General features: G+C 67.4%; 25 protein-coding genes. 9 read left to right on the forward strand and 16 right to left on the reverse strand.

Annotated features, from left to right (window positions below):
- Positions 1-4: 4 nt before the first annotated feature.
- Entirely contained in the window at positions 5-790 is a 786-nt protein-coding gene (locus ACZY0X_RS20605; RefSeq protein ID WP_463773006.1) for an Rv3717 family N-acetylmuramoyl-L-alanine amidase, read from the reverse strand.
- Between the two features lie 110 nt (positions 791-900).
- Here ACZY0X_RS20605 and ACZY0X_RS20610 point away from each other — a divergent pair, with 110 nt between their 5' ends.
- The 3 genes from ACZY0X_RS20610 to ACZY0X_RS20620 are packed head-to-tail and all read left to right on the forward strand — an operon-like array spanning position 901 to position 2,258.
- Positions 901-1,233, forward strand: a complete 333-nt coding sequence (locus ACZY0X_RS20610) for a YbaB/EbfC family nucleoid-associated protein (RefSeq protein WP_463773007.1) — start codon at positions 901-903, stop codon at positions 1,231-1,233.
- A gap of 4 nt (positions 1,234-1,237) precedes the next feature.
- Positions 1,238-1,849 (forward strand): recombination mediator RecR, encoded by a 612-nt coding sequence (gene recR, locus ACZY0X_RS20615; RefSeq protein WP_241402667.1) that lies wholly within the window; start codon positions 1,238-1,240, stop codon positions 1,847-1,849.
- A gap of 10 nt (positions 1,850-1,859) precedes the next feature.
- The gene (locus tag ACZY0X_RS20620; protein WP_463773009.1) at positions 1,860-2,258 is read left to right on the forward strand and encodes a hypothetical protein; all 399 of its coding nucleotides are present in this window, start codon (positions 1,860-1,862) and stop codon (positions 2,256-2,258) included.
- A gap of 127 nt (positions 2,259-2,385) precedes the next feature.
- Here ACZY0X_RS20620 and ACZY0X_RS20625 read toward each other — a convergent pair whose 3' ends face one another.
- The 3 genes from ACZY0X_RS20625 to ACZY0X_RS20635 form a co-directional block, all read right to left on the reverse strand.
- Entirely contained in the window at positions 2,386-3,222 is an 837-nt protein-coding gene (locus tag ACZY0X_RS20625) for a hypothetical protein (RefSeq protein WP_463773011.1), read from the reverse strand.
- Between the two features lie 110 nt (positions 3,223-3,332).
- Positions 3,333-4,049, reverse strand: coding sequence for a type 1 glutamine amidotransferase (locus ACZY0X_RS20630; protein WP_463773013.1), 717 nt, complete (start codon positions 4,047-4,049; stop codon positions 3,333-3,335).
- Entirely contained in the window at positions 4,042-5,280 is a 1,239-nt protein-coding gene (locus ACZY0X_RS20635) for a MurT ligase domain-containing protein (protein ID WP_463773014.1), read from the reverse strand. The genes ACZY0X_RS20630 and ACZY0X_RS20635 overlap by 8 nt, the downstream gene beginning before the upstream one ends.
- Before the next feature lie 59 nt (positions 5,281-5,339).
- Here ACZY0X_RS20635 and ACZY0X_RS20640 point away from each other — a divergent pair, with 59 nt between their 5' ends.
- Positions 5,340-6,386, forward strand: coding sequence for a DEDDh family exonuclease (locus ACZY0X_RS20640; RefSeq protein ID WP_463773016.1), 1,047 nt, complete (start codon positions 5,340-5,342; stop codon positions 6,384-6,386).
- Positions 6,387-6,466: 80 nt separating this feature from the next.
- Here the strand turns inward: ACZY0X_RS20640 and ACZY0X_RS20645 are convergent, their stop codons facing one another.
- A complete protein-coding gene (locus tag ACZY0X_RS20645) occupies positions 6,467-7,312 on the reverse strand; it encodes a helix-turn-helix transcriptional regulator (protein WP_463773018.1) in 846 nt (281 codons plus the stop codon).
- Between the two features lie 72 nt (positions 7,313-7,384).
- Between ACZY0X_RS20645 and ACZY0X_RS20650 the strand changes: the two genes are divergently transcribed.
- Positions 7,385-8,017 carry a class I SAM-dependent methyltransferase gene (locus ACZY0X_RS20650; RefSeq protein WP_463773020.1) on the forward strand — a complete coding sequence of 211 codons (633 nt, stop codon included), beginning with the start codon at positions 7,385-7,387 and terminating at the stop codon, positions 8,015-8,017.
- 43 nt (positions 8,018-8,060) lie between these two features.
- Here the strand turns inward: ACZY0X_RS20650 and ACZY0X_RS20655 are convergent, their stop codons facing one another.
- From ACZY0X_RS20655 to ACZY0X_RS20695, 9 genes are all read right to left on the reverse strand, one after another.
- Positions 8,061-8,450 (reverse strand): SHOCT domain-containing protein, encoded by a 390-nt coding sequence (locus ACZY0X_RS20655; protein WP_463773021.1) that lies wholly within the window; start codon positions 8,448-8,450, stop codon positions 8,061-8,063.
- Positions 8,451-8,499: 49 nt separating this feature from the next.
- Positions 8,500-10,335 (reverse strand): 2-isopropylmalate synthase, encoded by a 1,836-nt coding sequence (gene leuA, locus ACZY0X_RS20660; protein ID WP_463773023.1) that lies wholly within the window; start codon positions 10,333-10,335, stop codon positions 8,500-8,502.
- A gap of 263 nt (positions 10,336-10,598) precedes the next feature.
- Complete coding sequence (locus ACZY0X_RS20665; RefSeq protein ID WP_463773025.1) at positions 10,599-11,282, reverse strand: helix-turn-helix domain-containing protein; 684 nt, start codon at positions 11,280-11,282, stop codon at positions 10,599-10,601.
- Positions 11,283-11,305: 23 nt separating this feature from the next.
- Positions 11,306-12,511 (reverse strand): NAD(P)/FAD-dependent oxidoreductase, encoded by a 1,206-nt coding sequence (locus ACZY0X_RS20670; RefSeq protein ID WP_463773027.1) that lies wholly within the window; start codon positions 12,509-12,511, stop codon positions 11,306-11,308.
- Positions 12,512-12,533: 22 nt separating this feature from the next.
- Positions 12,534-13,865, reverse strand: coding sequence for an FMN-binding glutamate synthase family protein (locus ACZY0X_RS20675; protein ID WP_463773028.1), 1,332 nt, complete (start codon positions 13,863-13,865; stop codon positions 12,534-12,536).
- Positions 13,865-14,551 carry a protein glxC gene (locus ACZY0X_RS20680; protein ID WP_463773030.1) on the reverse strand — a complete coding sequence of 229 codons (687 nt, stop codon included), beginning with the start codon at positions 14,549-14,551 and terminating at the stop codon, positions 13,865-13,867. Before ACZY0X_RS20680 ends, ACZY0X_RS20675 begins: the two co-directional genes overlap by 1 nt.
- Positions 14,539-15,435 carry a class II glutamine amidotransferase domain-containing protein gene (locus ACZY0X_RS20685; RefSeq protein ID WP_463773031.1) on the reverse strand — a complete coding sequence of 299 codons (897 nt, stop codon included), beginning with the start codon at positions 15,433-15,435 and terminating at the stop codon, positions 14,539-14,541. The genes ACZY0X_RS20680 and ACZY0X_RS20685 overlap by 13 nt, the downstream gene beginning before the upstream one ends.
- Before the next feature lie 32 nt (positions 15,436-15,467).
- Positions 15,468-16,781: a type III glutamate--ammonia ligase gene (gene glnT, locus ACZY0X_RS20690; RefSeq protein ID WP_463773032.1), complete on the reverse strand. Its 1,314-nt coding sequence runs from the start codon at positions 16,779-16,781 to the stop codon at positions 15,468-15,470.
- 111 nt (positions 16,782-16,892) lie between these two features.
- Entirely contained in the window at positions 16,893-18,146 is a 1,254-nt protein-coding gene (locus ACZY0X_RS20695) for an ammonium transporter (RefSeq protein WP_463773382.1), read from the reverse strand.
- A 186-nt stretch (positions 18,147-18,332) separates the two neighbouring features.
- Here ACZY0X_RS20695 and ACZY0X_RS20700 point away from each other — a divergent pair, with 186 nt between their 5' ends.
- Positions 18,333-18,800: a hypothetical protein gene (locus ACZY0X_RS20700; RefSeq protein ID WP_463773033.1), complete on the forward strand. Its 468-nt coding sequence runs from the start codon at positions 18,333-18,335 to the stop codon at positions 18,798-18,800.
- Here ACZY0X_RS20700 and ACZY0X_RS20705 read toward each other — a convergent pair.
- Positions 18,769-19,431, reverse strand: a complete 663-nt coding sequence (locus ACZY0X_RS20705; RefSeq protein ID WP_463773035.1) for a nitroreductase family protein — start codon at positions 19,429-19,431, stop codon at positions 18,769-18,771. The two genes, ACZY0X_RS20700 and ACZY0X_RS20705, sit on opposite strands and share 32 nt — an antisense overlap.
- Positions 19,432-19,549: 118 nt before the next feature.
- Here ACZY0X_RS20705 and ACZY0X_RS20710 point away from each other — a divergent pair, with 118 nt between their 5' ends.
- From ACZY0X_RS20710 to ACZY0X_RS20720, 3 genes are all read left to right on the forward strand, one after another.
- The gene (locus ACZY0X_RS20710) at positions 19,550-20,815 is read left to right on the forward strand and encodes an aspartate kinase (protein WP_463773036.1); all 1,266 of its coding nucleotides are present in this window, start codon (positions 19,550-19,552) and stop codon (positions 20,813-20,815) included.
- Positions 20,816-20,847: 32 nt separating this feature from the next.
- Positions 20,848-21,882 (forward strand): aspartate-semialdehyde dehydrogenase, encoded by a 1,035-nt coding sequence (locus tag ACZY0X_RS20715; RefSeq protein ID WP_463773038.1) that lies wholly within the window; start codon positions 20,848-20,850, stop codon positions 21,880-21,882.
- A gap of 70 nt (positions 21,883-21,952) precedes the next feature.
- On the forward strand, positions 21,953-23,056 hold the full coding sequence (locus ACZY0X_RS20720; RefSeq protein WP_463773384.1) for a DUF4185 domain-containing protein: 1,104 nt from the start codon (positions 21,953-21,955) through the stop codon (positions 23,054-23,056).
- A gap of 51 nt (positions 23,057-23,107) precedes the next feature.
- On the opposite strand, the gene ACZY0X_RS20725 is transcribed toward ACZY0X_RS20720, so the two are convergent.
- A complete protein-coding gene (locus ACZY0X_RS20725; RefSeq protein ID WP_463773039.1) occupies positions 23,108-23,278 on the reverse strand; it encodes a CsbD family protein in 171 nt (56 codons plus the stop codon).
- Between the last annotated feature and the right edge of the window lie 54 nt (positions 23,279-23,332).

Consider the following 23,332-nt stretch of genomic DNA (forward strand, 5'->3'; position numbering starts at 1 on the left):
AGCGTCACGCGGTTCGCGGCGGACGGGTTCCCAGGAAGCCCGCGATGCCGCGCACGACGGCCTCGGCGTACTTCTGCCGGCCCTCCGGGCTCTCGATCAGTGCCGAGTCCGCCGGATTCTTCATGTTGCCGAGTTCGACGAGCACCGACGGGTACTGAGCGAGGTTCAGCCCGGCGATATCGGAGCGTGGGTTGAGGCCACCCTGGCCGATGTAGTTGGACGGCGGGATGCCCGATGCCTGCAACTGGTCGCGCATGATCTGGGCGAACTGAACCGAGGGCCCGGCCTGCACGTCGTTGAGCGGCGGTGCCGAGTACAGCACGTGGAAGCCGCGACCGGTTGCCGGGCCGCCGTCGGCGTGAATCGACACGATCGCGTCGGGGCGCAGCGCGTTCGCCATCGCGGCGCGCTCATCGACGCACGGCCCGAGACCGGTGTCGTCGCCACGGGACAACGCCGTGCGCACCCCCAGCGCCGTGAGCTGCTGGCGGATGCGCAGGGTGGTCTCCCAGGCGAACGAGTGCTCCGGGTAACCGCCGTTCGCTGACGTTCCGCTGGCCTGGCAGTCCTTGGTGCCGCCGCGGCCGGTCGCCACCTGGCGGCTGATCGACGCGTCGTTGGACCCGTTGTGGCCGGGATCGAGGAACACGATCTTCCCGGCGATATTGGCGGGTGCGGCAGTGGCGGTGGGTATGGCTGAGGGGATGCCGGAGGGCGCGGCGACCGTTGATGCGACCAGGACGGCGGTGGCTACCGCGGCGCCGACACGCAGCCTTGCTGGGACGTGCACGGCGCCACCGTAGCCCGAGGGACGACTACGCTTGAACCCCAAATGGCCACATAAGGCCATGCGCAACCAAGTCGAGACCAAGATGCGACCAACATGCAAGGGGACACTTCATGCAGCCCGGCCAAGCACCCGATATGTCAGCACTCCTGGCGCAGGCCCAGCAGGTGCAGCAGCAGTTGATGGAGGCCCAGGAGACGCTGGCCAACGCTGAGGTGCACGGTCAGGCCGGTGGCGGCCTGGTTCAGGTCACGATGAAGGGCAGCGGTGAGGTCATCGGTGTCGCCATCGATCCCAAGGTCGTGAACCCCGATGACATCGAGACGTTGCAGGATCTCATCGTCGGCGCGGTGAAGGATGCCGCCCAGCAGGTCACGCTGCTGGCGCAGAGCAAGCTCGGCCCCTTGGCCAGCGGCCTCGGCGGCCTGGGTCTGCCGGGGGCCTGACACCTTGTTCGAGGGGCCCGTTCAGGATCTGATCGACGAACTGGGCAAGCTGCCCGGGGTGGGTCCGAAGAGTGCGCAGCGCATCGCGTTCCACCTGCTGTCGGTCGAGCCGCCGGATATCGACCGGCTGACGGCGGCGCTGGGCAGGGTGCGCGACGGTGTCACGTTCTGCGAGGTCTGCGGCAACGTGTCCGATCACGAACGGTGCCGGATCTGCAGCGATTCGCGTCGTGACGCCTCGCTGGTGTGCGTTGTCGAGGAGCCCAAGGACGTCGCGGCCGTCGAGCGGACTCGGGAGTTCCGCGGCCGCTACCACGTGCTGGGTGGCGCGTTGAATCCGTTGTCGGGGATCGGGCCGGAGCAACTGCGGATCCGTGAGTTGCTCAACCGGATCGGCGAGCGTGTCGACGGCGTCGACGTCGCGGAGGTCATCATCGCCACAGACCCCAACACCGAGGGTGAGGCGACCGCGACCTACCTGGTGCGGATGTTGCGCGATATCCCCGGACTGTCCGTGACGCGGATCGCCTCGGGGCTGCCGATGGGTGGCGACCTCGAGTTCGCCGACGAGCTGACGCTCGGTAGGGCGTTGTCCGGCCGTCGAGCCATGGCCTAGTTTGGTGCTCGTGCCAGATGAAGAGTTCAAGGTCGAGGTCGAACTCGGAAGCGAAGAACACGGTCTCTCGTTCTGGGAGCGCCTGCGGACGCTTGACCTCGATGACGACGCCCGTAAACGCCTCGGTAGCCGGGTGACCATCACGCGCGACGGCAACAGGATGCAGCTGTACACCCACACGCTGGCTGACGCCCAGGAGGCCGAGCGGACCGTGCGTGCGCTGGTGGCCGCCGACTCGTTGACCGCGGACTACACCGTGAGCCGGTGGAATGCCGAGGCCCAGGAGTGGGTCGATCCCACCGATGGCGACGTCGTCGTGGACGACGCTCCTGAGACGCCCACACCCGACCCGAACTACGTCATCCTCGAGGCCTACCGGCCGCAGTTCCTGCGCGATCTTGGCCTGTAAGCCCTAGACCCGACAAGCACTAGGCGCGACAAGCCCTAGACCCGACGCGGGGCGCGCCCTTTTCTCGAGATTGCACTGACATGACAGTCCTCTCGCACTTCTGTCGACTGAGATCAATCTCGCGGTGCTAGGGCCGCCAGCCGCGTGCCATGAGGGAACTCCGCACGCTACGTACGATCTCGTCCGGCCTGTCCTCCTTGATCACGTAGGTCACGCTCCAGCCCATGCGCGCGACCTTCCGTTTCACCCGCACGTCCTTCGCGTACTGCCTGCGATCTGTGCGGTGCTGGTCGCCGTCGTACTCGGCGCCGACCCCGTACTCCTCCCAGCACAGGTCGAGCACCTTGATCAGGGACTGCCCGTCGAAGATCTGGAACTGGGTCGTCGGTCGGGGTAGTCCGGCGTCGGTGAGAAGTAGCCGCAACCACGTTTCGCGGGGGGATGCCGCTCCGGGGTCGACTAGTGGCAGAACTCGCCTCAGGTTGTCGAGGCCGCGTGTGCCGCGGTATCGCTCGACGAGCGCCATGACATCAGCGTCCTTGTACGCAGTGGCTCGTTTGAGCGCATCCAGCCGTGCGACGGCATCGCCTCGTCCGAGCCGCCTGCCCAAGTCGAATGCCGTTCGCGCATGGCTCGTGACAGGAATGCTCGCGACCCTCGTGATCTCGTCATCGTCGATCGCGTCGTTCCTGACCACCAACCCCACGGGTGGACGGCCGTTGTTCCAGACGAGTTCGACGGGCTCAGTGGCGTCGACCCATCTGGCACCGTGTAGCGCCGACGCCGCTGCGCCCGCGACGACGGCGCGACGCTTCGACCACAGCCACGCTGCGACCGTTCGATCGCGAAGTTCTAGGGTCCACGGTCTCGGCACGTACACATCGGGTGCGATCCGTTGGTGGTAGCGCGCCAGTTCGTACTGGGTGAGGCCGGACTCGCTCCCCACGAACACTGCAGTCCCCATGGTGTGAACCTGCCACCGGCCACCGACATCCCGCGAGATTGAAGCCAGACAACACATGTGCGAGAGGCGACTCGTGTGAGTGCAATCTCGGCCCTAGACGCTGACAAGCCCTAGACCCGACGCGGGGCGGCCAACCGCTCGCGACGCAACTGCTCCACCTCGGGGAGGTCCAGCGGGGCCAGGTCGCCGACCACGCGAGACAACAGGTGATCGGCGAGTTCGGGATTGCGGGCCAGGCACGGCCCGTGCAGATAGGTGGCGATGACGCTGCCCTGCACCGCACCGTCGAAGCCGTCGCCGTCCCGGTTGCCCGCACCGGAGATCACCCGCGCCAGCGGGGTGGCGGCCGAACCCAGAACCGTTCCCCCGCGGTGGTTCTCGAAACCGGTGAGCCGCTGGGTCAACCCGTCCAGCAGCGGTGCCGACACGACCTCGCCGATGGTCCGCTTCGGCTGCGGCGACGTTGTCACGTCCAGCAGGCCGACACCGTCGACGCGCTCACCCGAGGACGTCTCGTACCAGTGCCCGAGCACCTGAATGGCCGCGCATATCGCCAGCACCGGCGCGCCGCGTGCGGCGGCCTGCTGAAGCCCGGGGTAGCGGATCAAGTGCTTGGTCGCCAGGCGCTGCGCGAAGTCCTCGGCGCCGCCGAGCGTGTAGAGGTCCAGCTCCGCGGGCACCGGATCGGCCAACGTGATCTCGACGACCTCGGCGTCGATTCCGCGCAGCGCCAACCGCTTCCGCAGCACCACGGAGTTGCCGCCGTCACCGTATGTGCCCATCACGTCGGGAAGCACCAGCCCTATGCGGACCGTCGACTCAGACACTGACGCCACCCCGTCCCAACGTCCGATGCAGTGCCAGGAAGGCCGTGTAGTTGGCGACCACCTCGACGTGCCCGGGTGGGCACGAGGTGATGGCCTCAAGCGAGTTGGCGACCAGCGTGTGCTCAACCCCGGCGTACCCGAGGCGCACGGCAAGGTCGGTCCCGCGCTCGCCGCTCGCCACGACTGGATGCTTCACGAAGTGCTCGAAGTTGACGTCCCACAGCCACGACAGGTCCTCACCGTCGGGCACCTGGCCGTTGACGGCGATCACGACCGAACCCGCGTCGGTGTCGACCATCGACAGCGCCTCCTGCCAGCCGGCCGGATTCTTGGCCAGCAGCATCCGCACGGTGTGCTCGCCGAGCGCAATCGTGGAGTACCGGCCCGCGACCTCATCGACAGTCTCGGCCGCTTTCACCGCTGCGGCAGGGTCCGCGCCAAGGGCCACCGCGGCGGCGATCGCCTGCGTGGCATTGCCGCGGTTCACCGTGCCGGGAAGCGCCAGGGTCATCGGCAGGCTCAGGCCGTCGGGGCCGTGGATGTGGGTCTCGTCGTACCACCACTGTGGGCTGGGGCGTTTGAAATCAGTGCCGGTCGAGTACCAGTGGTTCTGCTCGCGCACGATGACCTCACCGCTGCGCGGACAGCTCACCGAGTCGTTGGCCCAGCCGCCCCCTGCCGCCACCCACACCACGTGGGGACTGTCGTAGGCCGCGGACGTCATGAGCACGTCGTCACAGTTGGCCACGATCACCGCGTCGGGGTGCCTGGCCAGACCGGCGCGCAGCGTGCGCTCGATGTGGTTGATCTCACCCACCCGGTCGAGCTGATCGCGCGAGAGGTTCAGCAGCACGATGACGGCCGGGTCGACGGCATCGGCCACGTGGGGCACGTGCATCTCGTCGACCTCGAGGGCCGCCAGCCCCGCATCGCGGGTGCCGGCGAGGGCGGCGATGAGGCCGGCGTCCATGTTGGCGCCCTCGGCGTTGGTGGCGACGGGACCCATCGTGGCGAGCGCGGCGGCAGTCATTCGAGTGGTGGTCGACTTACCGTTCGTGCCGGTCACGACCACCGAGCTGCGGCCCTTGCCGAGCTGTCCGAGGATCGAGGGGTCGAGCGTCATGGCCACGAGCCCGCCGATCATGGCGCCCGCTCCGCGGCCGGTGACCCGCGAGGCCCACCGAGCTGCGGCTCCAGCTCCGAGGGCGAGACGTCCGCGCGTGGTGACCATCCACGGCAGTCTAGAAGGCGGGAAGTGGGCGGGCGACACGCGGCGCTGAGGGTCCGGGGATGTCGGGCCGCCGTGTCATCCTGGCGTTTGTGAGCCAATCTGCCGCAAGTCGCCCCCATGGCGGCTCCTGGGGCCGGCCCGCCGCCGAACCGGGTGCGGGCTGGGCTGTCGTGGACGTGGAGACCTCCGGGTTTCACCCTCGGCAGGCTCGCGTCGTCAGCGTCGCCGCGCTGGCTCTGGGGGACGACGGCAACGTCGAGGGCAGCTTCTCCAGCCTGCTCAACCCCGGTGTGGACCCCGGGCCCACACACGTGCACGGGCTGACCACCGAGATGCTGGAGGGCCAGCCGACCTTCGCCGACATAGTCGGTCAGCTCAACGAGGTGCTCGCGGGCCGCACGCTGGTGGCCCACAACGTGGCCTTCGACTACTCGTTTCTGACCAGCGAGGCAGAACTCGTCGGCGCCGAACTTCCCGTGGACACCGTGATGTGCACGGTCGAGCTGGCGCGCCGCCTCGATCTGGGCACCGAGAACCTGCGCTTGGAGACGCTGGCCGCGCACTGGGGGGTCACCCAGATGCGGCCACACGATGCGCTGGACGACGCGCTGGTCCTGGCCCAGATCCTCAAACCCGCCCTGGCCGGTGCGCATGACCGTCGGGCCTGGCTGCCGGTGCGTCCGGTGACGCGTCGGCGCTGGCCCAGCGGGCAGGTCACGCATGACGAGTTGCGTCCGCTCAAGACGATTGCGGCCCGGCTGCCCTGCCCGTATCAGAACCCCGGCCGGTTCGTCTCAGGTAGACCGCTGGTGCAGGGCATGCGGGTGGCGATGTCCGCCGAGGTGCGCCACACCTACGAGGAACTCATCGAACGTGCACTGCACGCGGGGCTCGCCTACACCGAGACGGTCGATCAGCAGACGTCGCTGGTCGTGTGCGATGAGGTCGAGCCGGATCAGGGCAAGGGCTACCAGGCCGGCGAGATGGGTGTCCCGCTGGTCAGCGACGCCGACTTCATGGATCTGCTGGACCGTGTGGTCGGCGGCCGTGACATCGAGGAGTTCGCCGACCCGACCCTGACCGGCGATCAGTTCACCCTTTTCTGACCAGTCGCCTCCGGCGACGGTTTTCTGACTAGTCGCCTCCGGCGACCCTTTTCTGACCAGTCGCCTCCGGCGACGGTGTCCTAGCCTCGCCACTCGCGTGGTGAGATCCCGTGAGTCGAGCGGAACAATCGGGCGAAGTAGCCGGCGTCGGAGATCCCGACTCGACGCGCGACCTCGGCGATCGGTACATCGGTTCCGCTGAGCAGCGCCCGTGCCTCGGCCATGCGGCGCTCGGTGATCCACTCCTGAACCGTGCGGCCGGTGCGGCGACGCACGACGGTCGTCAGATGCCCAGGTGTCAGCCCGAGTTCATGGGCGACGTCCTTGAGTGAGAGCGGCAGGCCCACGCGACGCTCGATGACAGCGAAGACGTCAGCGATCAGGGGCTCGTTGCTGCGGCGCAGATCGCCGACGACATCGTCGGTCATGCGCGCGAGGTCGATGAGTAGCAGCGTCAGATGCGCCAGCACGGCTTGGCGGTAGCCGTCACGCCGACCGACGAGTTCGCGCTCGATGGACTCAATGGTGCTTTCCCAGAAGGTCTTTCGCGCGTCGGGTACCTGTAGACGAAGGAGCCCGCCGGTGTGGCCATGCAGGAACGGAAACAGCAGCGGGTGACCGCGCCAGGTCGGCCAGGGCGACCGGGTGCCCTCGTCAAGTGCCGCTGGGTCGAAGAACACGGCGACGCCATGCGCACTGTCGCCGACCCAGACCGGGTCGATCGCCGCACCCGCCGCCGCCACGTGAACCGATGCGGTGTCGGGCAGGTACAGCAGAATCGGGAAGTCGTGGATGTGGCGGCGTTTCTCGGGTAGGCCGTCGGTCTGCAGGCGCATCACCGACACCGGCGGCGTCACCGGATCGGTGGAGTAGTCGTACACCGGGATTCCGTCGCGGTGGCGGACCAGTCGGGCCGACGGCGTCATGATCCGAAGATAATCCTACTTTCACCGACAATCCAACAACACGGCAGTTGAACAGGAGACGACGATGAGTTTATGACAAAGAATCATCCACATTCGGTGACCACGACCTGGGGGAACCGCCACGACTACCTGCCTGCCACCGGGCGGGACTGGCTGCTGCCGGGCTACGACCTCCTGACCCGGTTGGTGGGTATGCGCCCCGCCTACGACGAGCTAATCGCTCAGGCCGAACTGTTTGACGGGGCGCGGGTACTCGAAATCGGCTGCGGAACCGGCAATCTCACGTCACGAGCGCATCGGGCTAAGCCGGATGCCATAGTGACGGGAATTGACCCCGATCCGCGAGCGCTCGACCGGGCCAGGCGAAAGCTGCGCAATGCCAGCGCGGTTCGCGTCGAACAGGGGTACGCACAGGCGCTCGGTCAGGCCGACGGGGCATTCGATCGGGTGCTGTCGTCGATGATGCTGCACCATCTGGATCACGACGTGAAGGCGGCGGCGGTCGCGGAGGCGTTCCGGGTCTTGCGGCCGGGCGGAAGCGTGCACATCGTCGACGTCGTCGGGCATCACATGGGGGTGACCAACGACGCGGAGGTCATTCTTGACCTGTTGCGCAGCAGCGGTTTCGAAGCGGCGGATCTGGGCTCTCGGCGACTGCGCTTCGTCGGCCCGGTGACGTTCTATCGCGGTATGCGTCCCGCGTGACGTCGAGGTCCGGCCGGGTACTGGACCCGGCCGGCCTCGTCGATCAGGCGGCGAGCGCCTTGGCCTTCAGCGAGTCGAACTCGGCCTGGCTGATGGTGCCACCGTCGAGCAGTTGCTTCGCATGCGCGATCTCCTCGGCGGGTGACCGTCCGGCGGCCTGCCGGATGTAATCGTCGGTCTGCTGCTTGGCCTCCAGGGCGGCCTCCCGCGCCCGCGCGGACATGCCCTGGCCGCGGAAGATCAGGTACACCAACGCGGTCAGCCAGGGGATCAGGATGAGGAAGACCACCCAGATCGCCTTGACGACGCCAGACGTCTTGTGGTCACGCCAGAACAGGTCCGTGAGGATCTGGAACAGCACCAGCAGATAGGCAATCCACGCGAAGATGATCAGGAAGTGCCAGAGGAAGTCCCACGTTGAGCCCCAGTCCACGTCTACTCCTTAAACGCTTGATGCCCGCAAACTTTGCGTGCGCGTCAGTTTAGCCGCGGGCGGCGCGGTTCACGGCCGATACGACGGCGCGCAATGAGGCCGTCGTGATGGACGTCGCGATACCCACACCCCACACTGTCCTGCCGCCGATCGACGCCTCGACATACGCCGCGGCCTGCGCCTCCTCGCCCGAGGACATCGCATGCTCGGAGTAGTCGAGCACCGAGACGTCGAACCCGACTTTGCCGATGGCATCGACGAACGCCGCCAACGGCCCGTTACCGGCGCCGACGATCTCCTGCTCGACACCGTCGACCTTCACGACGGCGGTGATCGTGTCGATGCCACCGTCGACCTCGGCGGCGTCCACCTTCTGGCGAATCCGCTCCAGCGGCTTGATCGGCGCCAGGTACTCCTCCGCGAAGACATCCCACATCTCCTTGGGGGACACCTCGCCACCCTCGCCGTCGGTGATCTTCTGCACCGACTGGCTGAACTCGATCTGCAGTCGGCGCGGCAGCGACAGACCGTGATCGGACTTCATGATGTAGGCGACGCCGCCCTTACCGGACTGCGAGTTGACCCGGATGACGGCCTCGTAGGTGCGGCCGACGTCCTTGGGGTCGATCGGCAGATACGGCACCTGCCACAGGATGTCGTCGACGTCGGCGTCCGCCTCGTCGGCCGACACCTTCATGGAGTCCAGTCCCTTGTTGATGGCGTCCTGGTGGCTACCGGAGAACGCGGTGTAGACCAGGTCGCCTCCGTAGGGGTGACGCTCGTGCACGGGCAGCTGGTTGCAGTACTCGACGGTGCGACGGATCTCGTCGATGTTGGAGAAGTCGATCTGCGGATCGACGCCGCGGCTGAACAGGTTCAGGCCCAGCGTCACCAGGCACACGTTCCCGGTGCGCTCACCGTTGCCGAACAGGCAGCCCTCGATCCGGTCGGCACCAGCCTGGTAGCCCAATTCCGCTGCGGCGACGGCAGTTCCGCGATCGTTGTGCGGGTGCAGGCTCAGGATGATCGAATCGCGCCGTGCCAGGTTGCGGCTCATCCACTCGATCGAGTCGGCGTACACGTTCGGCGTGGCCATCTCGACGGTGGCGGGCAGGTTGATGATCAGCGGCACTTCCGGGGTGGGCGCGACGATGGCGGAGACGGCGTCGCAGACCTCCTTGGCGTACTCCAGCTCGGTGCCGGTGTAGGACTCCGGGCTGTACTCGAAGCGCCACTGGGTGTCCGGGTACTTCGCCGCCTCCTCGACGCACATGGTGGCGCCATCGGTGGCGATCTTCTTCACCGCTTCGCGGTCGGCGCGGAAGACCACCCGGCGCTGCAGGATGGACGTCGAGTTGTAGAAGTGGACGATCGCATTCGGGGCGCCGGCGCACGCCTCGAAGGTGCGGGTGATCAGCTCGGGACGGCACTGGGTCAGCACCTGGATGGTGACGTCGGAGGGGATCGCGCCCTGCTCGATGATCTCGCGGACGAAGTCGAAGTCGGTCTGGCTGGCCGACGGGAAGCCGACCTCGATCTCCTTGTAGCCCATTCGCACCAGCAGGTCGAACATGCGCCGCTTGCGAGCCGGGCTCATCGGGTCGATCAGGGCCTGGTTGCCGTCACGCAGGTCGACCGCACACCACATCGGTGCGGTCGTCACGACCTTGTCCGGCCAGGTGCGGTCGAACGGAACCGGCGCTGCGCCTGATGCCGGGCTCCCGCCCGGGACCTCGTCGGCGAACGTGCGGTACCGGTTGACCGGCATCGAGGTGGCGCGCTGGGTGTTCCAGGCGGGCTGGCCCGGGTTGGGCGGACCCGCGGGCGTGCTGATGGTGCGCGCCGACGTATAGGCGTCGATCGAATGAGGATTTGGATTGTTCACGGTGTTTGCTCCGGTTTGTCTTGTTTGGAACCTCGGGGAGAGGTCAAGACCGGCGCATCAGAAACACCCGCGACGGAGAGCCGGTCTGGTCAGACCCCGTCGCGGCGTCCGAGGAGGAGCACCCGCTGCACGTCGCTCACTGTACGCCGCCGCCCTGCCTGACCAAAACTCGCCGGTCGGCTACGCGATCGGCCGAGACTGCGGGGAGATCGCGAATTCGGGGGTACCGACGATCTGGCAGCAGTCTCGACGCGTGGAACCCCTCACACCTGGGAGTCGGGAAACGCGATCACCGACAGGAACCGGATCGGCACCTCGATCAGGTCCACGGGGCCGTGGGAGCCCTCACCGTCGATCTGGAGTGAGTCGCCGGGGTGCAGCCGGTACACCGAGCGGCTGTGGCCGTAGTCCATCACGCCCTCGAGCATGTAGATGAACTCGGTGCCGGGATGCTGGAACAGCGGGTAGGTCTTGGATTTGTCCGACAACGTGACGTGCAGGCACTCCAACCGCTTGTGCTCGCCGCGCAGCGACCCGAGCAACCGGTACTCGTGCCCCTCGCGCGTGCCCTCCCGGACGATGTGCGCGCCGCCGCCCGACGGGACGAAGGCGGCGGGCCGTTCAACGTCGGCACCGCGAAACAGGCTGGTGACGGGCACGTCCAAACCCTTTGCCAGCAGGGCCAGCGTCGACAGGCTGCATGAGGTCTGAGCATTCTCGATCTTGGAGAGCATCGCCTTCGAGATACCCACCCGCGTGGCCATCTCGGCCACGGTGAGGCCATGCTGCTGACGTAGCTTGCGCACGTTTGCACCGATGGCCGTCTCGATCTCGACCTCGTCGACGGGCCGCGCCGGATCGCGGTCACGGGCACTACCGGACACGTTGCGAAGCAACCCATCCTCTGTTGTGCGCGGACGCGGCGCGTCATCGTCGACAGGGCTCACGGGTCCATTCTCTCGCTCGGTGGCTAGCGCATCTCACCCGCACCGACGTACGGGTACGGGCTCCGCAGGGGCGCGCCGTCGGCGAACCGGGTGAGCCGGAAGTCGCTCTCCGGGATGCGGGCATCAGCACTGGCGCCGTCGATCACCAGATCGGCGACCAGCCTGCCCACCGCGGGCGCGATCTTGAAGCCGTGCCCGCTGAATCCCGCGGCCACCAGCAGGCCGTCGATCCCGGTCGGCGATATCACCGGATTCCAGTCCGGCGTGACGTCATAACAGCCGGCGTAGCTGCCGCTGATCGCCGCGTCGGTCAGGCCGGGGAAGCGGGTGCCGACTCGGTCGACGACGAGGTCGACGAACTGCTCGGTGGCCCGGTTGAGGTAACCGTCGGGGTCGGCGGTCTCGCAGTGCGACAGGTCGCTGTTGCCGAACAGCAGTTCGCCGTTGGGTTCGGGCCGGATGTACTGCAGCGACACCAGGTCGGAGAACACGGGCAGTCGGTTCACGACGCACTTCTCGATGCCGGGCGCGATCAGCACGATCTGCTCTCGGACCACCTCGATGGGGACGTCGATGCCATACGGCGCGAGGAAGGGACGTGTCCACACCCCGGTCGCGACGACGACGCGTTCCGCCGCGATCGCCTGCCCGTCGCTCAAGCGCACACCCGTCACGCGGTCGCCGTCGAGCAGCAGGTCGGCGACTTCGGCTCCCTGCCTGACCCGGACACCGGCCGCACGGGCGGACGCCGAGAACGCCTGCGCGGTCAGATAGGCGTCGCCGTATCCGCCGCGGGCCTCCCAGCCGAACGCGCCGAACGGGGTCAGGTCGGCATGCGGCCACAGGCGGGCCACCTCGGCCGCGTCGATCTCCTCGGTCTGGACCCCGACCGCGCGCTGCGCGGCGAGGCTCTTGCGCAGTGCATCAACGTTCTGCTCGCCGACGCCGACGACGTAGCCGCTCTGCCGGAACCCGATGTCGGTGACGTCCTCACCGAGGTGGGACTGCGGATTCTCGAACACCTCGAGACTGGCCGTGGCCATCGCGGCGAGTGAACTCACGCCGTAGTGGCAGCGAACGACCCCCGAGGACTTGCCGGTCATGCCTGCGCCGACGGTGTTGCGTTCGCACACCACGACATCGGTGACGCCGCGCGCCGCGAGCGCCCACGCCGCCGACGCGCCCTCGATACCACCTCCGATGATGACGACGTCGGCAGTCTGTCTCACTTTGCTCCTCGCGTCCGCGGCATCACAGCGGCTGCCCCGGAATCCAGTTCGTGCCCGCCAGCGGGACGCGCGCCATCGCGGCCGCCTCGATCGACACGGCGACGAGATCCTCGGGTTCGAGGTGGCAGACATGTGCCTTGCCGCAGGCACGCGCGATGGTCTGCGCCTCCATGGTCAGCACGCTCAGATAGTTCGCTAGCCGGCGCCCACCCTCGATCGGGTCGAACCGTGCCGCCAGTTCCGGATCCTGGGTGCTGATCCCCGCCGGGTCCCGGCCGTCCTGGAAGTCGTCGTAGAAACCCGCTGCGCTGCCCAGCTTCTCGTACTCGGCCGCGTAGCGCGGATCGTTGTCGCCGAGCGCTATGAGCGCGGCGGTGCCGATGGCGACGGCGTCGGCGCCCAGCGCGAGCGCCTTCGCGACATCGGCGCCGCTGCGGATGCCGCCGGACACGATCAACTGAACTTTTCTATGCACCCCGAGTTCGGTCAGCGCCTGCACGGCCTGCGGCAGCGCAGCCAGCGTTGGGATGCCGACGTGTTCGATGAACACCTCCTGGGTGGCCGCGGTGCCACCCTGCATACCGTCCACCACGACGACGTCGGCGCCTGCGTGCACGGCGAGCTTCACGTCGTAGTAGGTGCGGGTGGCACCGACCTTGACGTAAATCGGTTTCTCCCAGTCGGTTATCTCACGCAGCTCGTTGATCTTGATGGTCAGATCGTCGGGCCCGGTCCAGTCCGGGTGTCTGCACGCCGAGCGCTGGTCGATGCCCGCGAGCAGCGTGCGCATACCGGCTACCCGATCGGAGATCTTCTGGCCCAACAGCATTCCGCCGCCGCCGGGTTTGGCGCCCTGGCCGAGCACTACCTCGATCGCGTCGGCCCTGCGCAGGTCGTCGGGGTTCATCCCATACCGTGACGGCAGGTACTGGTACACCAGATGCTTGCTCTGGCCGCGCTCCTCGGGTGTCATACCGCCATCGCCCGTCGTGGTCGATGTGCCGGCCGCGCTAGCGCCGCGACCGAGGGCCTCCTTGGCCGGGCCCGACAGTGCGCCGAATGACATGCCCGCGATGGTCACCGGGATATCCAGGTGCAGTGGGTGTTTGGCGTGCCGGTTGCCGAGGAGCACGTCGGTGCCGCACCGTTCGCGGTACCCCTCCAATGGGTACCGCGACATCGACGCACCCAGGAACAGCAGGTCGTCGAAGTGTGGCAGCGGGCGTTTGGCGCCCCAGCCGCGGATGTCGTAGATACCGGTGTCGGCGGCGCGTTGGATCGCGGCGATGGTGGCCCGATCGAAGGTCGCCGATTCACGCAGGCCCAGCCGGGCCCGCTCGTCTGCCGTGGTCATCAGTAGCTTCCTGCGTTGTCGACGTGGAAGTGGTAGAGGTCGCGGGCCGACCCGTACCGCGTGTAGCCGGCGGTGTCGTCCTCGCCGTAACCGGCCGCCTTGAGGAGACGTCCGAGTTCCTCGTGATGTTCGGGCCGCATCGGCTTGGCGATGCAGTCCGCGCCCAGCGAGGCGACATCACCGCGCACGTAGAGCCGGGCCTCGTAGATCGAGTCGCCGAGTGCCTCACCGGCATCGCCGCGCACCACCAGGGTGCCGGCCTGGGCCATGAAGGCGCTCATGTGGCCGATGTTCCCGCCGACGACGATGTCGACGCCCTTCATCGAGATACCGCACCGCGCAGCGGCATTGCCCTCGATGACCAGCAGGCCGCCGTGTGCGGTCGCGCCCGCGGACTGTGACGCGTTGCCCTTGACCCACACGACGCCGCTCATCATGTTCTCGGCGACCCCGGTGCCCGCGTTGCCGTCGATGACGATCTCGGCCTGCTGGTTCATACCCGCGGCGTAGTAGCCGACGTGCCCGGCCACCGTGACCTTCACCGGGGCGTCGACACCGACGGCCACGTTGTGGGCGCCCGCGGGGTTCTCGATCACGAACTCGCCCATGAGATTCGATGCGTGCAGTGCGGTGTTGACGTCGCGCAGCGAAGTTTCGGCGAGATCAAATGTTGTTAACGCGTCCATGCGTACACCACCTCGGGCTCGGGCTCCCAGATCGAGGCGTGCTCGACACCGGGCAGCCCGGACAGGGCGCGGTACTCGCTGGCCATCGCCACCCAGTCGTCGGTCTCGGCGATGACGGCGGGCTTGCAGGCGATGGCGTCGCGTACGACGGCGAACGAGTCGCGGTTGGACACCAGCAGCGTGTAGAAGCCGTCGAACGTGGCGCAGAGCTCCTTCAGTGCGGTCTCCACGTCGCGGCCGTTGGCGAGCTGGTTGGCGACGAACCGCGCACCGACCTCGGTGTCATTCTCGCTGTCGAAACGCACACCGGCGGCGCGTAGTTCGCGACGGATGGTGGCGTGGTTGGCGAACGAACCGTTGTGCACCAGACACTGATCGGGTCCGACGGCGTAGGGATGCGCACCCGAGGGGGTGACGGCGGACTCGGTGGCCATCCTGGTGTGTCCCACGCCCTGCCAACCGCTGGCCCCGGCCAGGCCCCATGCGTCGGTGAGTGTCCTGGGGTGTCCGACACCCTTGAGCACGGCAAGATCGTTGCCGAAGCCCGCGATGAGTGAGTCGGGGTAGACGGCGCTGACAGCCGAGCTCAATGTCTCCGGTGCCGTGTCCGCGGTGATCAGATACGTCGCGTCCAGCACCGAAACCGTCACCGGTGCACCGAGTTCGGCGCCCACCGCGGTCTGTACCGCATCGGCTGCGTCGGTCAGTTCGAGAACCGAGACGCAGGCCCGGCCCGGTGGTGTCCAGATTGGGTCGCCGTAGACGGCGACACCCGCCGAGTCGCTACCTCGATTGGCCATCTCGCACAGCATGCCGGTGAGTAGCTCACCGAGCCGGGGATGAAGTTCGGGGTTGCGCAGATGCAACCCCACGATGCCGCACATGAATTGTCTCCCTGGTCCTTTCGTGTCGATGATCAGAATGCGGTGAGGTACTGGTCGACCTCCCACGGGCTGACCTTGCTGTGGTACTCGAAGAACTCGGTGCGCTTGAGGTCGGCGAAGTAGCCGGCCACTCCGGCGCCCTCGGCGTCGAGGACACCGGTGATCAGTGGATCGGCCTGCAGGTCGTCGACCGCGTGCAGCAGCGTGGGCGGCAGAGTGCGGGCGGAACCGGAGCCCAGCTCCCCGGGGTCGAGGCTGCGCTTGATGCCGTCGATACCCGCCCCGAGCGCCGCGGCGATCGCGAGATAGGGGTTGGCCGAGCCGTCACCGCCACGCATCTCGATGCGCTGGTCATCGGGCACCCGGATGTAGTGGGTGCGGTCGTTGCCGCCATAGGTCGGTGTCCGCGGCGCCCACGACGCACCCGAGGCCGTGGTGAGCGCGCCGGTTCGCTTGTAGGAGTTGACCGTCGGACCCACCACGGCCTGCAGGGCGCACGCGTGGTCGAGGATGCCGCCGATGAACGCGTACGCCGTGTCCGAGAGGCCGAGGCCGCGTGCGTCGTCCGCGTCGGGGAACACAGGTGTGCCGCCGCTGGTCAGTGAGAGGTGAAGGTGCAGACCGCTGCCGGTGCGGTCGGCGAACGGCTTGGGCATGAACGTCGCGATCATGCCGCGCTCGGCGGCGATCATCGACAACAGGTAGCGCAGCGTCACCACCCGGTCGGCCGTGGTCAGGGCGTCGGCGAACTCGAAGTTCTGCTCGAACTGGCCGTTGCCGTCCTCGTGGTCGTTGGCGTAGTTCGACCAGCCGAGCGAGTTCATCGCCGTCGAGACGGTCGTCAGATGCTCGTACATGCGGGTCACGCCGCGTGCGTCGTAACAGGGTTGGGATGCGGTGTCGTCGACGTCGGCGGTGGCCAGGGCGCCATCGGCGTCGCGCCGGAGGAGGAAGTACTCGACCTCCGCGCCGACCCAGGGTTCGAAGCCGGCGTCCGCGGCGCGGGCGATCAGCGACTTGAGGATGACGCGTGGCGCGTATGGCCACGGCTTGCCCTCGACGTGCGGGTCGCAGTGCACGATCGCCAGGCCGTCCTTGATGAACGGGATCGGGGTGAACGACGCCGGATCGGGGATCGCGATCAGGTCGGGGTCCTTGGGCTCCTGGCCCATGGCGCCGACGGCGTATCCGGCGAATCCGACGCCGTCGGTTGCCAGCATGTCGATGGCCTCGACGGGAACCAGCTTCGCGCACGGCTTCCCGCGGAGGTCCACGAACAGCGCGAGGATGAACTTGGTGCCCGCCGCTTCCGCGAGCTCCGCGAGGGTGTCACTGCCGTTGGTCATGTCAGCCCTTGTCTCTTGTCATGAATCAATGTATCGCGAGAGGAAACATCGTGCAGCGCGAGAAACCCCGGCCAGCGCGCGTGAGTGCGCCGACCGGGGGATCGCGTCACATCAAGCAGATGCCATGTCGTACGAGGACTCGCGGTGGAACGTGGAGTCGATGCCCTGCTCCTCCTCCTCCGGCGAGATGCGGATGCCCATCGTCTTCTTGATGGCGAAGGCGATGGCGAAGGCCACGACGAACGAGTAGGCCATCACCGCGAAGGCGGCCACCGCCTGCTTCCACAGCTGGTCGACGCCGCCGCCGTAGAACAGGCCGTTGACGCCGTTGGGCATGCCCTCACTGGCGAAGAAGCCGATCAGCAGGGTGCCGATGACACCGCCGACCAGGTGGACGCCGACCACGTCGAGCGAGTCGTCGTAGCCGAACTTCGACTTCAGGCCCACCGCGTAGACGCAGATCGCCCCGGCGATGGCGCCGACGAAGATGGCGCCGACGGGGGTGACCGCACCACAGGCGGGGGTGATCGCGACCAGGCCGGTGATGGCACCCGAGGCCGCGCCGACGCCCGTGACGTGACCGTCCTTGACCTTCTCGACGGCGAGCCAGGCCAGCGTCGCCGCGCACGTCGCGACGAACGTGGTGACCATGACGATGGCCGCCGAGTTGCCCGCGGCCAGCGCCGAGCCGCCGTTGAACGCGTACCAGCCGGCCCACAGCAGACCGGCGCCCAGCAGCGTCAGCGGCACGTTGTGTGGCTTGCGCAGCTGGCCGAACATCGCGGATTTACCGAGCACGATCGCCACCGCCAGCGCCGCCGCGCCGGCGTTGATGTGCACCGCGGTGCCACCGGCGAAGTCGATCGCGCCGAGGGTGTTGGCGATCCAGCCACCGACCGCGTTCTCGGTCACCACACCGTCGAACGCAAAGACCCAGTGCGCGACGGGGAAGTAGACCAGCACGGCCCACAGGAAAGCGAACAACATCCAGGCACCGAACTTCATCCGGTCGGCCACAGCACCCGAGATCAGGGCGACGGTGATGCCCGCGAAGAGGGCCTGGAACAGCGCGAACAAACTGACCGGCAGGCCCGAGATCGTGGTCTGTGTCTCGAGAAGGTCCTTCATGCCGGCGAATTCGGTGAAGCTGCCGACGAAACCGCCGTAGCTGGTGCCGAAGACCATCGAGAAGCCGAAGAGCACCCAGAGCAGGCCGACGATCGCGACCGCGCCGAACGTCATCATCATCATGTTCGTCGAGCTCTTGACCGAGACCATGCCGCCGTAGAACAGCGCCAGCCCCGGAATCATGAGCGTGAGCCCGATGATGCAACACAACATGAATGCCGTGGTGCCGGTATCCACTACGTCCATACGGTTACTTCCTTAAATGAGTGGTGCGGCCGCTCATTCGGGCCGTTCACTGGCAGTAACCGATGTTTCTGTTACGTGGACGGTGTTCGCGGGTTTCGGGCACGTAACGGGACCGTGGGAAGTTGATGGGAACCTCCCACGTGCGGGTTCGCGACGAACTTGTGCCAGCATCGTGTGGTGAGACGAATCAAGCCCCTGACAACGGTGGTGGTGTTGGTGGCCGTTCTCGTCGGCGGCGGCATCTGGTGGGTGTTCTTTCGGGACCAGCGATCGTCGGCGGACTGTGCGCCGGTGAGAGAGCTGCTGTCCTTCAATGAGACTCAGATCAATGCGCTCAACGCCAAGACTCACGTCCCCGAGGAGGGGTCCTATGAGGCCGCGTCCGAGCCCAGTGACCTCGACTACCTGGCCTGGTCGGATGGCCTGTCCGATCGCGCCGCCAAGGTGACCGCGGAGGGGCTCGCGGACCAGGCGCAGCAGCTGGCGAAGACGGCCAAGCGCCTGGTCGACGCCAAGATCAGCTACAACTCCCAGACCAGCGCTCCGGGAAGTGCGCCAAGGCAGGCCGCGGGGATGATGGTCACCGCGTTCAACGATCAGTACGAGGCGGAGATCAGCCAGCTGGCGGCGGTGTGTCCGGCGTGAACGCCGTTTCCCAGCGGCCGGTGAACGCGATCTGATCGAGCGGTAGTCGCTCGCGGGGACGGGAGTCCCGCTCGACGATCTCGGGAGCTGCGGTGGCGTAGTCACCCAGCACACCGACCGCGACGACAGCGATCGGTCGCACGTCGTCGGGGATGCCGAACGCCGACCGCGCGGCGTCGACGTCGAACCCCGCCATCGGATGGGCGATCAGATCCCGCGACACCGCCTCGATGGTGAGGTTCGCGATCGCGGCCCCGGCGTCGACCGCCGAGTACAGGGCGGTCCTCTCGTCGGGCCCCTGGTCGGCGCACACCAGGATCAGTGCGCTCGCCGCGTGCGCATACGAGTTGCCCCGCTTCAGTGTCGCGGCCAGTGAGGTGAACGTCTCATCGGGTTCGTTCTGTCCTCCTCGCGTGCGGGCCTGCAACCCGATCACGAAGCGCACCGGTTGCCGGTGACCCCACGTCGCCGCCCACCGCGCCGCCTCCACAAGGGCGGTGATCTGAGCTGCGGAGACGGTGGAATCGGGGTCGAACGCCCGTGGACTCCACCGGGCCGCGATGTCCGGATGGATGGGCACCCGGGTGTCGGCCAGCCGGTCGGCGGGGCGCTGGGTCGCTCGCTTGCTCACGCGATCCCACGCTACCGGCGTGACCTCGGCAGGAGGTGACGAGAAACCAGGTGCGCAGACCCCCTATTCTTGGAGGGACCCGACCGGGTCGAACCGGAACGCCCAGAGAGGCTGGACAGTGGCGCTCGTCGTCCAGAAGTACGGCGGATCCTCGGTGGCCGACGCCGATCGGATTCGGCGCGTCGCTGAGCGCATCGTCGAAACCAAGAAGGCCGGCAACGACGTCGTCGTGGTGGTCTCCGCGATGGGTGACACCACCGACGACCTGCTCGACCTGGCCCGCCAGGTCAACCCCGCCCCACCCGCACGCGAGATGGACATGCTGCTCACCGCTGGTGAGCGGATCTCCAACGCCCTGGTCGCGATGGCCATCTCGTCGCTCGGTGCCGAGGCGCGGTCGTTCACCGGCTCGCAGGCAGGTGTGGTCACCACCGGCACCCACGGCAACGCCAAGATCATCGACGTCACACCCGGCAGGCTGCGCGAGGCTCTCGACGAGGGCCTGATCGTGCTGGTCGCCGGCTTCCAGGGCGTGAGTCAGGACAGCAAGGACGTCACGACGCTGGGTCGCGGCGGATCGGACACCACCGCCGTGGCACTGGCCGCTGCCCTGGGCGCCGACGTGTGCGAGATCTACACCGACGTCGACGGCATCTTCACCGCCGACCCGCGCATTGTGCCCAACGCGCGGCAGCTGGACACCGTCAGCTTCGAGGAGATGCTCGAGATGGCCGCGGCAGGCGCCAAGGTGCTGATGCTGCGCTGCGTGGAATACGCCCGCCGCTACGACGTTCCGATTCACGTCCGGTCGTCGTACTCCGACAAGCCGGGCACGCTCGTAAAAGGATCGATGGAGGACATCCCCATGGAAGACGCCATTCTCACCGGGGTAGCCCATGACCGCGGCGAGGCGAAGGTGACGGTCGTCGGTCTGCCCGACGTTCCCGGTTACGCCGCCCAGGTGTTCCGCGCGGTCGCCGATGCCGATGTGAACATCGACATGGTGCTGCAGAACATCTCCAAGGTTGAGGACGGCAAGACCGACATCACCTTCACGTGTTCACGCGAGAGCGGGCCGGGTGCGGTCGAGAAGCTCACCGCCCTCAAGGACGCCATCGGCTTCACCGCCGTGCTCTACGACGACCACATCGGCAAGGTGTCGTTGGTCGGCGCCGGTATGCGCAGCCACCCCGGCGTCACCGCCACGTTCTGCGAGACGCTGGCAGCGGTCGGCGTCAACATCGATCTGATCTCGACATCGGAGATCCGAATCTCGGTGCTGGTCAAGGACACGGAGTTGGACAAGGCCGTCGCGGCACTGCACGAGGCCTTCGGGCTCGGCGGTGAGGAAGAGGCGGTCGTGTACGCGGGAACGGGTATCTAGTCATGGGGCGAGCGAAGCGACGGGATATTTAGATGGTTTCGATCGGCGTAGTGGGTGCAACCGGCCAGGTCGGCCAGGTGATGCGGAAGCTGTTGGAGGAACGCGACTTTCCGGCGACCTCGGTGCGGTTCTTCGCATCGGCGCGCTCGCAGGGCAAGAAGCTGACCTTCCGCGGCCAGGAGATCGAGGTCGAGGACGCCGCGACGGCCGATCCGTCGGGCCTGGACATCGCGTTGTTCTCGGCCGGCGCGACGATGTCGCGGGTGCAGGCGCCGCGCTTCGCCGCCGCCGGTGCGGTGGTCGTCGACAACTCGTCGGCGTGGCGCAAGGACCCCGACGTGCCGTTGGTGGTGTCCGAGGTGAACTTCGCGCGTGACGCGGCAACACGTCCCAAGGGCATCATCGCCAACCCGAACTGCACCACCATGGCAGCGATGCCGGTGCTCAAGCCCCTGCATGACGAGGCCGGCCTGACGCGGTTGATCGTGTCGAGCTACCAGGCGGTGTCCGGTACCGGTCTGGCCGGTGTGGAGGAGTTGGCCACCCAGGCGCGCGCGGTCATCGACGGCGTCGAGGAGCTGGTGCACGACGGCGGCGCGCTGTCCTACCCCGCGCCGGTGAACTACGTCGCTCCCATCGCCTTCAACGTGGTGCCGCTGGCCGGCTCCCTGGTCGACGACGGCTCGGGGGAGACCGACGAGGATCAGAAGCTGCGCAACGAGAGCCGCAAGATCCTGGGCATCCCCGACCTGCTGGTGAGCGGAACATGCGTGCGGGTACCGGTTTTCACCGGGCACTCGCTGTCGATCAACGCCGAGTTCGCCCGGCCGATTTCGGCTGCGCGGGCGCGGGAGGTGCTGGCCGATGCGGCGGGCGTGAAGCTGGTCGACGTGCCGACGCCGCTGGCCGCCGCTGGTGCCGACGACTCACTGGTGGGCCGGATTCGCCAGGATGAGGGCGTGCCGGGCGGCCGCGGATTGGCGCTGTTCGTCTCGGGGGACAACCTCCGCAAGGGCGCGGCGCTCAACACCATTCAGATCGCCGAACTGCTCGCCGCTCAGCTCTGACACCCGCCACGCTGTGCGCCGAAATCGACGTTCTGGCGGGAAAACGCGAGTAGGCCTCGCCATTTCGTCGATCTCGGTGTTGGTCTTGGCCGTCGCCGCGCCGGCCCACGCGGACCCACCGGCGCCGGTGCCCGGCCCCGTACTGGGGCCGCTGGCGCCCGGACAGGCGATCCGGATCGGTCCGGCGGCTGGAACGGGAACGCCGACAAGGGATTACGGTATCGGCGCCACCGACCTGTGTGAGTTCATGGAGTTTCCGAGCGGGATCCTGCAGGTGTGCGGTGACAGCTTCGCCGGCCAGGGTGTCGGGTTCGGTGGCTGGTACTCGCCGATCGCCCTGCATGTCGACACCGATTCCATCGGCGACCCGGGTGGGGTGCGCTACGACGGCGTGACTGGCGTGTACAAACCACTGTTGGCCGACCCCACGCCGCCGGGTTCGTCGCAACTGCCCGCGGGTGTCGTCCAGATCAACCGCGAGAACTACATGCTCGTCACGACCACCAAGAGCCTGGTGCCCGCGACGTCGCGACTGGTGAAGGCCAATGCGGCGCAGGGGAATTGGCCGACGGTGCCGAAGTCGGAGCGTCCCGCGGAGTACGCCGGGGGCAGACAGTCCCAGATCAGCGGGTACTACGACCCCATCCCAACACCCGACTCGCCCAGCGGGTGGGTCTTCATCGTCGCCAACGACTTTGACCGCAGCGGACCGGTCGAGCTGTACCGCGTGACACCGCAGAACTTCACCGACAGGAGCGCCTGGCAGGCGTGGTCGGGGCTACCCGGTGCCGACGGCGGCTGGGGCAAGGCGCCGACACCGTTGTGGAACGACGCCGTAGGCGAGATGAGCGTGCGCCAGATCGATGGCAAGGCGGTCCTGTCGTACTTCAACGCGACTACCGGAAACATGGAGGTGCGGGTGGCGGCCCACCCGACGGGGCTGGGTACCGCCCCGGTGACCACGGTGGTCTTCGCCGCGGACTGGCCCGACCGGCCCGACGATCTGCCCCCGCCGCACGACAACCGGCTCGCCCAGCCCTACGGCGGGTACATCTCGCCGGGCTCCACCATCGATGAGGTGCGGGTGTTCGTCAGTCAGTGGAACACCCTGCCCCGGGGTGACAACGCGCCCTACCGCGTCATCCAGTTCGCGGTGAACCCACTCAAGCCGTAGGCGCAGCGATTCGGCCCGCCACCGAGGTGACGGGCCGAATCGGCTGAAGGCCTACTTGAAGGCGTCCTTGACCTTCTCGCCTGCATCCTTGAGATTGGCCTTGACCTGGTCGGCCTTGCCCTCGTTCTCGGTGCTCTTGTCGTCACTGGCCTTGCCAGCGGCTTCCTTTGCCTGACCGCCGAGGTTCTCGACCTTGTTCTTGGCCTTGTCCACAAAACTCATATCGGCTCCTGTCGCTTATCCGTCCGGTCCGATGACCGGGCACTGGAGAGGAGT

It is taken from the genome of Mycobacterium sp. IDUB_39 (assembly GCF_055419205.1).

Bases quoted from the DNA above. Each gene is read 5' to 3' on its own strand.
- ACZY0X_RS20610 (WP_463773007.1), top strand. From the start codon at position 901: ATGCAGCCCGGCCAAGCACCCGATATGTCAGCACTCCTGGCGCAGGCC.
- ACZY0X_RS20625 (WP_463773011.1), bottom strand. From the start codon at position 3,222: ATGGGGACTGCAGTGTTCGTGGGGAGCGAGTCCGGCCTCACCCAGTAC.
- ACZY0X_RS20635 (WP_463773014.1), bottom strand. From the start codon at position 5,280: ATGGTCACCACGCGCGGACGTCTCGCCCTCGGAGCTGGAGCCGCAGCT.
- ACZY0X_RS20640 (WP_463773016.1), top strand. From the start codon at position 5,340: ATGTCGGGCCGCCGTGTCATCCTGGCGTTTGTGAGCCAATCTGCCGCA.
- ACZY0X_RS20645 (WP_463773018.1), bottom strand. From the start codon at position 7,312: ATGACGCCGTCGGCCCGACTGGTCCGCCACCGCGACGGAATCCCGGTG.
- ACZY0X_RS20650 (WP_463773020.1), top strand. From the start codon at position 7,385: ATGACAAAGAATCATCCACATTCGGTGACCACGACCTGGGGGAACCGC.
- ACZY0X_RS20675 (WP_463773028.1), bottom strand. From the start codon at position 13,865: ATGACCACGGCAGACGAGCGGGCCCGGCTGGGCCTGCGTGAATCGGCG.
- ACZY0X_RS20680 (WP_463773030.1), bottom strand. From the start codon at position 14,551: ATGGACGCGTTAACAACATTTGATCTCGCCGAAACTTCGCTGCGCGAC.
- ACZY0X_RS20685 (WP_463773031.1), bottom strand. From the start codon at position 15,435: ATGTGCGGCATCGTGGGGTTGCATCTGCGCAACCCCGAACTTCATCCC.
- glnT (WP_463773032.1), bottom strand. From the start codon at position 16,781: ATGACCAACGGCAGTGACACCCTCGCGGAGCTCGCGGAAGCGGCGGGC.
- ACZY0X_RS20715 (WP_463773038.1), top strand. From the start codon at position 20,848: ATGGTTTCGATCGGCGTAGTGGGTGCAACCGGCCAGGTCGGCCAGGTG.
- ACZY0X_RS20725 (WP_463773039.1), bottom strand. From the start codon at position 23,278: ATGAGTTTTGTGGACAAGGCCAAGAACAAGGTCGAGAACCTCGGCGGT.